General features: G+C 45.5%; 6 protein-coding genes and 1 CRISPR repeat array. Of the genes, 1 reads left to right on the top strand and 5 read right to left on the bottom strand.

The features are described 5' to 3' along the window. Positions 1-52 precede the first annotated feature (52 nt). Positions 53-2,482 carry a CRISPR-associated helicase Cas3' gene (cas3, locus tag JFN88_RS01215; RefSeq protein WP_199017465.1) on the bottom strand — a complete coding sequence of 810 codons (2,430 nt, stop codon included), beginning with the start codon at positions 2,480-2,482 and terminating at the stop codon, positions 53-55. A 681-nt stretch (positions 2,483-3,163) separates the two neighbouring features. Next, a CRISPR array of direct repeats spans positions 3,164-3,668; the repeat unit is 32 nt; unit sequence GTCGCACTCTACATGAGTGCGTGGATTGAAAC. Positions 3,669-3,860: 192 nt separating this feature from the next. On the opposite strand from cas3, the gene JFN88_RS25585 reads away from it, so the two are divergent. Further along, a complete protein-coding gene (locus tag JFN88_RS25585; RefSeq protein WP_438943381.1) occupies positions 3,861-4,313 on the top strand; it encodes a hypothetical protein in 453 nt (150 codons plus the stop codon). Positions 4,314-4,462: 149 nt separating this feature from the next. On the opposite strand, the gene JFN88_RS01205 is transcribed toward JFN88_RS25585, so the two are convergent. The 4 genes from JFN88_RS01205 to JFN88_RS01190 all read right to left on the bottom strand — a co-directional run bounded on the left by JFN88_RS01205 (position 4,463) and on the right by JFN88_RS01190 (position 10,505). After that, the gene (locus JFN88_RS01205; RefSeq protein ID WP_233167317.1) at positions 4,463-6,130 is read right to left on the bottom strand and encodes an ABC transporter substrate-binding protein; all 1,668 of its coding nucleotides are present in this window, start codon (positions 6,128-6,130) and stop codon (positions 4,463-4,465) included. 35 nt (positions 6,131-6,165) lie between these two features. Continuing rightward, complete coding sequence (locus JFN88_RS01200; RefSeq protein ID WP_199017464.1) at positions 6,166-7,062, bottom strand: carbohydrate ABC transporter permease; 897 nt, start codon at positions 7,060-7,062, stop codon at positions 6,166-6,168. An 18-nt stretch (positions 7,063-7,080) separates the two neighbouring features. Next, positions 7,081-7,971 carry an ABC transporter permease gene (locus tag JFN88_RS01195; RefSeq protein ID WP_199017546.1) on the bottom strand — a complete coding sequence of 297 codons (891 nt, stop codon included), beginning with the start codon at positions 7,969-7,971 and terminating at the stop codon, positions 7,081-7,083. 218 nt (positions 7,972-8,189) lie between these two features. Continuing rightward, on the bottom strand, positions 8,190-10,505 hold the full coding sequence (locus JFN88_RS01190) for a helix-turn-helix domain-containing protein (protein ID WP_199017463.1): 2,316 nt from the start codon (positions 10,503-10,505) through the stop codon (positions 8,190-8,192). Positions 10,506-10,894: the final 389 nt, after the last annotated feature.

Below are 10,894 nucleotides of genomic sequence, written 5' to 3'. Positions count from 1 at the left end.
TGAAACTTTTGTCTGTCAAGGACGGAGAGCCGTTTATGCCGGATAGCGGTATTTAAGTCGATAAAAACGACCATTCGCCTTCTCCCGTTATTTCCACGCCAAATTTCTCTGAGTAGGCAATGTCTCGCAGCGCGAGAACATGACCGTGCAGCAGATAATAGACATTGCTGCTCTTCTCTAGTCCCTTCCGTTCATGGTCATAAATGTTAACCATATACTGTTGTGCCTTCTGCAGCAAAGTCCCTAGCTCCCCGGCTCCCAGTTCCCCGTTCAGGGACACAATAAGTTCTCTTGCTTCCTTATTAAATGGAACCAATACCGATGTGGCTGCGTTGCTGATCGCCTCGAAGTATTGCTCTGCTGTAGCAAAAGAAGGACGGCTTAATAGTTTGGGCGCTTCCCGATGCTTATTTTTATAAGCATGATAGTAGTCTTTGTTCATATCGAGCAGATCGAACAAATTTTTCTCCAGCTTGGGCACATGGTAATGCATCTCATCGCCATCGCCGATTTGATGATAGTAATAGCAGAAGTAACTGCTCATCGCTGCCGGAGACAGCAAATCATGACCGAAGCGCTCTGGTTCCTGTCGGAACTCATGCAACAACCGTTCTGTCTTTTCCCCTCCGATACGAATTTCCGGCAATTGCTTGAGCACTTCATCGGCGGATTTAATAATGAATACATTCCGGCTCGGGTCCTTCCCATGGCGGTTGCATCTGCCCGCCGCCTGAGCGATGGAATCCAGGCCAGCCAGAGACCTGATGACACAGTCAAAGCTGATATTCACACCCGCTTCAATAAGCTGCGTACTGACGCAGATTACCCGATCTTCATCCTCAAGCGCCTTCTTGATCTCCACAAGCTCTTCCTTGCGATGCGCAGCGCACATATTTGTACTTAAATGGAATAACCGGACACCGCTTTCCTTCACCCATTCCTGTTCCTCCAATTCGGCAAACAGCTTGCGAACAGCGGATTTGGTATTTAAAATGGCAAGCACACTGTCTACTTCATCCATTTGCTCCTGAATGAATGCGGCGAGTTCCGGGGCCTTCCAGCCCGCAGCAGTTGTGCGGTCGATCATCTCGACGCGTTTGAAATTTTTGACCACCTCATCCAGGTTCTGAATAATTTCAGGCTCCTTGGGAAGATGAAGCTTGTGCTTCACATAATCAAGCCCTGGCTGGGTAGCTGTACAAAGCAGCAAGCTGGATCGGCCAATCAGATGCAAAAAATTCAGAGCCGCATTGAATAAAGAGATACATTTTACAGGTACAGATTGAACCTCGTCAAAAATGATGACTGCATTCGACATTTGATGCAGCCTGCGTACATTGCGTGTCCCCTTTGCAAAAAAGGTGTTAAGAAACTGCACCATCGTTGTGAAGATGATCGGGCGGTCCCAGTTGTCTTTGGCCAGCTTGATCTTTTTCTTCTTCACATCGTAGTCTTCGTCCTCAGAACCCTTCTCTTCAATTACATTCGAGTGATGCTCCAGAATCATATCGTGCTCTTGCAGGATGTTGCGAACCTCATCCGCATTCTGCTCAATGATCGTCGTATAAGGGACAATATATATGATCCGTTCTTTACCGTGCGTAATCGCATGTTTGAGCGCATAGCGCAGGCTCGCCAATGTTTTGCCCCCGCCTGTCGGGATGGACAGTGTATAAATCCCTGATGGATGAGCCGCAAAATCCTCGCATTGAAGAGACATTGCCCGCCGGAGACGATTAATTGTCGTGTCGGCATGATCAGACTGGTTAAGTTCTTGAAGATGATGAATGAGCTTGTCATAGCTTTTACTGAAAAAAGACAAATGGTCGAATGGCTCTTCTTCCTGCTCATCTTCCTCAAATCTTCTCGTGTTCGTCCGGTCCGCATCGATCAAGCAGCTAAATATATATTTAATCAGCAAGGAGATTGCAACCGGGGGCAGGCCCTGCTGTTGAACAAACGATAGATGATGCCTAAGCTCGGCTTTTGCCTTGGTATAATATTCATCCATGTCGTGTTCAGGAAAATGAGTAAAGAATTCACTTGCCGCATTTTCGTACTCATCCAGGGCTTTGTCATCTACCCGCTCAATAAATGAAGGTGTTGACTCGGGATCAAGAAAATCTCGCAACCCCTGGTGATGAGAGACGACGCAATTGGAAATCCACTCTGCCGCAAGCTTATCGTCGACTGCAGCAGAATTTTTGTGATACCGACGGTAGAGCAGCCTGCCTCCTGCTGTGGAGTGATCCACAGACCCTTTACGGGGAGGCTCATCGGGATTTTCCACTGCTTGTTGAATGTACGTTCGAAATCCCATTGTAAACTTCCCCAAATCATGCAGTACACCCGCTAATCCTGCCAAATACCGGACGCCAATTTTGCTCCCTAGCCGTTCACTAAGCTCTTGCACCTCTCGCAGATGATCCTGAACCGTCTGAATCTTGCCATCCTTCTGGCGGATGTGAGCGATATAATCCATTAGCCTCCCTCTGTTCATCAAAGAATTGAACTTATTACCTAATAACAGGGTAAAAAGTATCAATAAACCTATTCGACAACAAGTTACATATTCCTACCAGTAAAATAAAAAATATGAAAGAAATTATTTTTCTGGTTCAACATCGAAATCAGGGCAGCATTTCATTCGGGGATAGACGATTGCTTCGGCAATATGTTAAAACGAACAACAGTTGACACCATCTTATTTTTGGCATATAAAGTAAAGATGAGATTAAAAAGGCTATTAAGTTGAACGTATGCAAATGGAGTAGAGCCTGCGTGTAAAAGTGTTCTTCCGATTGCTGTTGTTCCCCAACTTTTGGAATTAAAGGTAGTAGATGAGAAAATCCGGGAACACAGGCGAACGCTTCGCTGCAAATAGAAGTGTTTATCCGTTTCACAATTATAAACAGCTCTACTTCCACGTGAAACCGGGCTATATCCGTTAAGACGGTACAGCCGTTTGAACTTGTCCTAGTTGGTGCGAATGTGAAGCTCCCATGATTTTCCCGGGTCCTTCGCACCTCGAAATTTGTCGAAAAAAGGGTTAAATCATAAGTTAGTTCAAAAGTCAATACTTCCCCCCTGCTGAAGGGTATCAGTTTTCCAAGGAATCTCCGAAATTCTTCGTGACATTGGGTTAATTCTACTAATTTTCGCTGTCGCACTCTACATGAGTGCGTGGATTGAAACCACATACCGCGTATAGACTCATGGGCGGATTTTTCAGGTCGCACTCTACATGAGTGCGTGGATTGAAACTTCTTGATCCCAGGTTTGCGACCAATTCGTAAACAGTCGCACTCTACATGAGTGCGTGGATTGAAACTGGAAGGGTGAAGGAATGAAAGATTGGGTAGGGCTTGTCGCACTCTACATGAGTGCGTGGATTGAAACAAAATCTTAGTGGTGACAGTATCTATTACGTCTGTGTCGCACTCTACATGAGTGCGTGGATTGAAACCGTTACACCGTCCGGCGACTAGCTGATAATGTCGGTCGCACTCTACATGAGTGCGTGGATTGAAACTAATTCGCCCTCCGTACAATAAACTCACCGTCCTCGTCGCACTCTACATGAGTGCGTGGATTGAAACGGTAGAGCTATCTAAATCCACGCTTTACCGTCTCCTCGTCGCACTCTAGATGAGTGCGCAGATGGAAGCTCTGCTTCCACCCACTCAAATTTCGGTGAGACTGCCAGTTCTCATATTGGAAATTATTAGAAGGAGTGGTGTAGTATGCGTACAATAATTCAAAAGAAATTTTACAAGAAGCCATCCCGGAGAATTTCCGCGCATTAAACAGGGAAATCGTCGCACTCGCGGATTCCCTGTATTTTGAGGAAGAATCCGAAATTGATTATATTGAGAGAGATTAACAAGCACAATTGGGAAACATGCATTCAACTCCAAGTAGAACCTGGACAGGAAGCCTTCATCACATCCAATTTATATTCAATTGCTCAGGCTCAGTTTCTGGACGGTTTTGTTACGAGGGGAATCTATAAAGAGGATCAAATGATTGGTTTTGCAATGTTTGGTCTTGATTTTAAAATGGTAATTATTGGATTTACAGATTCATGCTGGATCGCCACTTTCAAAGACAAGGCTATGGTCAACGAGCCATGCAATATGTTATTGAAGATATTGGAAGCAGAACGGATAAAACAGATGTCATTCTGCTGGGATATCACCCTGACAATACCCAAGCCAGGGCCTTGTACGCCAAGCTCGGATTCGAAGAAGAAGGAATCGCCCCATGGGGCGAACAAGTTGCAAGGTACCGCTTCACTTCTTAATTTTAAATGACTTATCAGCAATCAGAAGCTCAGTGTTCTAAATATCTGCATCAAAAGCAAAAGAGACTGGGCAAGCCCAGTCTCTTTTGCAGAAGGAAACCGTATCCACATCGGCCCCTCATCCTACACCCTGTAATTCAAATCTGATTTACAACTAAATTACTTTTTGTATTTCAGTTCATACGCCTCTTGATAGATGGCCAAGTACCGTGCCAAATCCATCTTTTTCAAGTTGTTGAGGTACGAGTCCCAATCTTTCTCAAGATTCGCATCTCCAGTTACAAAGCGGGCGATCATTTCGTTAACATAGTCGGTAATGGTTTTGGACAAGTCGGAAATTTCAGCAGCCTGCTCGTTTGTAAAGAACAACGGTGGCAATACATTTTCAGCAGCCTGCTTGTATGGTGCGTATTTTTTGCTTGCTTCGTCATACATGATAATTTCCAGCGGTTTCTCCGGATTGGCTACCTCGCCGAGTCGAAGCTCATTCGGGCGGAATGAAGGACCGGATTGATTCCAGTTGAAGTTTTGCGTTTTGCCCCAGTCAGCGATTTGTTTCCATTTGGCTTGCTCGCCGTTAATACCAATTTCACCCGGCTCAGCTTTTTTCCACTCCTTGTCAGGGCGTCCGATTACAGAACGAAGCGTAACTTCCTCGTTATAAAGCAAGTCCGCAAGACGGAATGCAGCCGCTGGATTTTTAGAAGCTTTTGTAATCAGGAAAGAGCCGCCTCCTACGAGATGGTAGGCTTCATAAGGAGCGATTTGTACGCCTTCAGGACCTTTAAGCGGTGGAACGGTTTTGTATTCCAGCCAGCGGTTGCTGCTGCCGTAAAATTCAGAGATTACGCCCATGTGCATAGCCGAAGCTGCTCCCAAAATCGCGGTATCCGGATTTTCACCCAGACGTTTCAATTGATCTCCATCTTGAGTCAACGCTTGTGGGTCCAGCAATCCTTCCTGGTACAACTTACGCAAATATGTCAGCCCTTCACGCCACTGCGGCTTATCGTATGGAACCACCGCTTTTCCATCTTGCAGATAAACGCGGTCACCACCTGGATTGTAAATGAACGCATTCATCAGGAAAGAGTCGATGTTGCTAAAGAAGCCAGTTGGTGATCCAGAGAATGGAATTTCATCAGCTTTGCCGTTTCCGTTCGGATCGCCATTTTTAAACGCTTTCAACACTTCATAAAACTCATCGGTCGTCGTAGGCATTGACAATCCCAGCTTATCTAGCCAAGGCTGGTAAATCCACATTCTTTTCGGAAGTGTACAATGGTAGCATTGATTCACGTGCGGCAACGCATAAATGTTGCCATCCGGCGCGGTGATGGAATCTTTGACGATAGGCAGCTTTTCGAACATCGCCTTTGTCTCGAAACCATATTCATCAATTAAGTCATTGAGTGGCCGGAAGATGCCTTGAGAGCCATAAATCATTTGCTGAGCGTTGGATACACCGAAGTCCATAATAACATCCGGCAGATCATCGCCGCTGGACAGGATAAGATTGAGCTTCTCAGCGGACGACTTGGACGGGATAATATCCCACTCAATATGAATATTGGTCCGCTCTTCCAGATACTTTGTGAACTCATTGGTAGCGTAGTCTTCTACAACCGGATTGCTCGGTACCATAATGCGAATGGTCGTTTTTTCGTTTGTAATCGGGAATTGTCCCGCCGGGTTAACTGCTGCTTTGCCTTCGGCTCCCTGGTTTACGTTTGTAGAACCGTCTGTATTCTTAGAGGATGAACAGGCAGCCAATATTGGTGTCATAACCAATGTTAACACAAACAGCATTAAAATTGACTTTTTCAAATGAATCCCCTCTTTTTCTCTGATTTTAGATTAACTTACCCTTTCAGTGAACCGATCATAACACCCTTGACAAAATATTTCTGAACAAACGGATAAACGACGAGCAGCGGGAAAGTCGAAACGACAATCAGAGAAAACTTTAGCAGTTGCCGCAATGCTTCCCGTTTGGCTGCCTGATCCACATCTGTCAGCATCATCGCATCAACATCGTTCTGAATCAGAATATCCCGTAAGATGATTTGCAGCGGGTAAAGACTTTGCTTCTTCAAATAAATCAAAGCGCTGAAGAATTGATTCCAGTGGCCAACAGCATAATAGAGAGATATGACCGCGATGATCGGTCCTGAAAGAGGCAGGACCATTCTCCATACAAAACTGAAGTCATTGCAGCCATCAAGTTGCGCCGCTTCAAGCAGTTCATCTGGAATGGTGCTCTGGAAATAGGTTCTCGTAATAATAACATTCCATACACTAAGCGCGCCGGGCAGCACCATCGCCCAGACCGAATTCAACATGCCCAGATCTTTGACAAGCAGATAACTCGGGATAAGTCCGCCGGAAAACATTGTCGTAAAGACGAACAACATCATAATGAGATTCCGACCGTAAAAATCTTTGCGCGCCAGCGGATAGGCGGCCATTATTGTCATCACGACATTGATCAAGGTGCCGAACACCGTGTAATAAATCGAATTTCGAAAACCTGACCAAATCAGCCTATGCTCAAAGACAGCCGAATAGCCATCGAGTGAGAAGCCGACCGGCCATAGCCATACCTTCCCCGAGATGACTGCGGAAGGATCGCTAATGGAAGCGCTTAAAATATAAATAAGAGGATACAGTACCGTAATTAAAAACAGGCTTAATATGACATAGTTCAAGATGGTGAAAAGGCGATCACCTAATGATTCTCTGCCAAACGATTGTTCCATGGTGGCCCCTCCCCCCCTTTACCATAGGCTCGTTTCATTTGTCTTTTGCGCGATTTTATTGACGCTGTAGATCAGGACAAAACCGATGACGGACTTGAACAGGCCAATAGCCGCCGAATAAGAATAGTTCATTGCCTGCGATAACAGACCCACCTTGTAGACATAAGTATCAATAATTTCTGATGTCCGGATATTGAGCGGATTTTGCATCAGGAGCACTTTCTCATACCCGATTTCAAGCATGCTGCCAGTATTGAGGATCAGCAGAATGATTGCTACCGGCATGATGCCCGGAATATCAATGTGCCAGATGCGGCGCCATTTGTTCGCGCCATCCACAACCGCAGCTTCATGCAAAGAAGGGTCAATACCCGAGAGTGCGGCCAAATAGATAATACAGCTGAATCCGACGCTTTGCCAGATTCCCGACCAGACATAAATGGATTTGAACAAACCCGGTGAACCCAGAAAATTAATCGGGTCCATGCCAAGTGCCTGTAAAATCATATTGACTACGCCATGTCGAGGATCAAGCAGTTCGAACACAATACCGACCATAACGACGACAGAGATAAAATGAGGTGCATAGGTGACCATTTGAACCGATTTCTTGAAGAACCGGTTGCGCACCATATTAAGACTGAGCGCCAGAATGATAGGAAACGGAAAACCGGCAATCAAACTGTACAGGCTTATCAGGAGCGTGTTTTTCATTAGTCTGCCAAATTCATAAGAATTGAAAAATCGGATAAAATGTTTCAGCCCTACCCACTGGCTGTCCCAGATCCCTTTGGATACTACAAAATCCTTGAAGGCAATTTGCGCTCCGTACATCGGGACGTATTTAAAAATAATAATGTAGAGCACCGGCAGAGCAATAAGCACATACAACTGCCAAACCTTCCTCATTTTCACAAGACGGGCGGCTATGCCTTTCTGTACTTTCTCATTTCTCGACAATGGTTTAAGCGCTTCCAATCTTGTTCACCCCCTCTCGCTACTAAACATATAGCAACGACTGCCGGACGTAAATACGTAGTTCATTTCCGGATATGCAGCCGATAGGAAAAGGGGATGTGCATTTGCTTTTGCAATGTGCAATTGTATTGTATACCTTGAAAAACCCTTTAACAGTGCGGGTTTGTGGCCTTCCGATAGCCTAATGGACTCAGTCCGTTGCTTCGCTTGAACGCTCTGCAAAATGTATTGGATGAGTTATATCCTACCCGTTCGGAAATATCATTTACGGCCATTTCTGTTGAGACAAGCAGCTTGCGGGCTTCTTCCATCCGCTTGTTCTCAATATAGTCCGAAAAATTGATACCCGTCTGTTCCTTGAAAAATTGAGATAAATATACTTTCGATATAAGCAGTCGGTCTGCGGCAGCATCCAGATTCAGATCAGCCTGCATATAAGAACCGTCAATCAAGCGAAGAATATCGTCCAGCAGGCGCAAGTTTTGACTGCGCTTGCGTTCATTCACATGGTCGCAAATGGCGCGATAGTGCTCGACGACTGCATCGTAAATTTTCTTCATATCGTCGGAGTCATGCACTTGACCCATTAGCGGTCGAATATCAACCGCCGTATCCGGCGCGACCTGTTCATGCAGCTTGGCCAGGTTAGCAACCAAATCGCAAATAAATAATTGCAGCAACGGCAGCGGAAGATGACGTTCTACAAAATTGTTCCTGTACAATTCATCCAGCAATCTCTCCACTTCGTGCCAGTCGCCTGATTTTGCAACATTCACCAGCCGAACGGCCGCATCCAGCGGATAATAGTAGCTTGTTTGTTCCTGAGGCAACGAATCAAACCAGATTATGCCCCTGGTTTGTTCTCGCCCATGGAAGGACAATGCTTGCCTGGCTTCCTCATAGGACTTGGAAATCTCCATACGCGACTCGTAGATTCCGCCGACCCCAATTGCAAACGAAATATTCAGCCCTTGCATGATTTCAGCAGATAGCGTCTCCAGGCTCTGCTTGATCAGACGTTCGCAGTCCTCTCTGTGATCGGAATTATCAAAGAAAAGCAATGCAATCTTGTCCTCGGACACGTCGTGATCATAGATATGTTCACCGAGCAGCCTGTGCATAGCTTCCTTCAAAATAACGCGCTTGTAATCCAGGTCTTTCAGCATTTCTTGGCTCAAGGAATGGTCATAACCGGTAAACTGGAGCAGAGCAACGCCACAGAACCTGTCATTAAGATGCAAGTTTTGGTGAAGCAGCGCAGTTTCAATATTCTTTTCCCCGATAACTTCGCCTTTAAGCAGTTGCTCAAAGAGCGCCGCTCTCAGCAAAGGCGCTTGTCGGCGCATTTCCTTCTGCAACCTGGTGTTATTATCAACCAGGTCGGATACGGAACGCTGAATAAAGAAGAAAGGATTGCCGGTTTTATTATCTTCGCTGTGAAAACTCTCGTTTAATGTGCGGACAATTGCTTTTAAAGGCTTATTGCTGCGATAAGTGAAAAAATAGGCAAGCAATATTCCAAACAGAATAAAAATCGCCGCTGCCGTGAATACAATATTTTTAATATAGAATACCTTCTCAAGCACGATGTGCGGAGGCTGTGCGACAACATAGGACCACCCGTTCTGCCGGCTTGTTGTGTACGTGATTGTCATGTCAGCAGTTTTTGGGGAGGCTTTGATAAGCCCTGACGGCCCGTCATGAAGCAACTCTTCACGATTCATGGGTTGAACAGCAGCAGGGTCTGCGCCAATCGATATAATAATCTGCCCCTGCTCATCCATAACATAGATCGAACTGCCGTCCTTGGACGAAATTCCTTCGAACAGCTTCAACACTTCCCGGTTATCGATCAGAACCATAATCGTCCCCTGGGGATCGTTCGGGTAGCCAAGCGACTGGCGGTAAATGAGCATATCGTATGGTCGGTCATGATAAACAACACGCTGCGTCGGCATCAAATTACGATGGGAATACCCATTAAAAAATCGGTCGCGCCATTCGTCCAGCCCTTCTTTGGGGTCAAACAGGACCGATTCATAAAACTTGGGCATCTCGTAAGTCGAGTGCGGAGAAAGAACAATATCGCTTTTATTATAATAAATATAATAATCAAGGATAAAATTATTAGATAGATTGTAGTTGTAAAGTTGTCTTTGCGTGTCCCAGATGCGGTATGTCATTGCGCCCTCGAATGGATCAAGGACATGCTGAAGCCGCATGATCTTCGGATCATTTCTCAACTGTTGAACGACCATCTCAACCTCGGCCAGTCTGCGCTCTAATGTTGACTTTGCCTGCTCCAGAATATGCATATTATTCCGACTGACCTCATCCTCGAACAACTGTAAGGTTTTGGCATAAATAACCCAGCCAAGCAGCATGGCAAGAACGATGAATATAAGATAGGGCACAAGCAAACGTAGAAATAAGCTATGTTTTCCCATTTTTTTCATAAGCTGCATCGCACAGCCGCCCCCTTTTTGTATATGGAAACGCATACATATTCAATATAACATACTTATCACACTTGCACTACTGTTCGAAAACAAAAAAACCGTACCTGATACTCGGTACGGTGCTGCATAATCAACCTTCTATCTATCCCAAATTGGGGACAATCGTCACTTCTTCGCCATAAGGCAGCCTTGCACATTCCCGATACTGCTTAGGCCGGCAATTCTTTTGAACACCTTGATCCCAATGTATACGCCCTCGCGGCGGCAGGGTGGGAGCAGAAGCGCCGTGACATAATAATGATTTCGAAAAGTAAAACGCTTTCTGCAATTGACTTATTGAGAAGTTCCAAATTATGATCACAAGTTGGCGGAGTCGGGCTCCGGGATCTTCCAAT

It is taken from the genome of Paenibacillus roseus, assembly GCF_016424485.1.
GTDB classification, from domain to species: Bacteria; Bacillota; Bacilli; order Paenibacillales; family Paenibacillaceae; genus Paenibacillus_D; species Paenibacillus_D roseus.
The sequence above is the reverse complement of the archived record's forward strand: the minus strand, read 5'-3'. Positions and strand labels throughout refer to the sequence as shown.

What these genes read in the sequence shown, in the direction of transcription:
- cas3 (WP_199017465.1), bottom strand. Translation starts at nt 2,482, where the DNA reads ATGGATTATATCGCTCACATCCGCCAGAAGGATGGCAAGATTCAGACG.
- JFN88_RS01200 (WP_199017464.1), bottom strand. Translation starts at nt 7,062, where the DNA reads ATGGAACAATCGTTTGGCAGAGAATCATTAGGTGATCGCCTTTTCACC.
- JFN88_RS01195 (WP_199017546.1), bottom strand. Translation starts at nt 7,971, where the DNA reads ATGAGGAAGGTTTGGCAGTTGTATGTGCTTATTGCTCTGCCGGTGCTC.
- JFN88_RS01190 (WP_199017463.1), bottom strand. Translation starts at nt 10,505, where the DNA reads ATGCAGCTTATGAAAAAAATGGGAAAACATAGCTTATTTCTACGTTTG.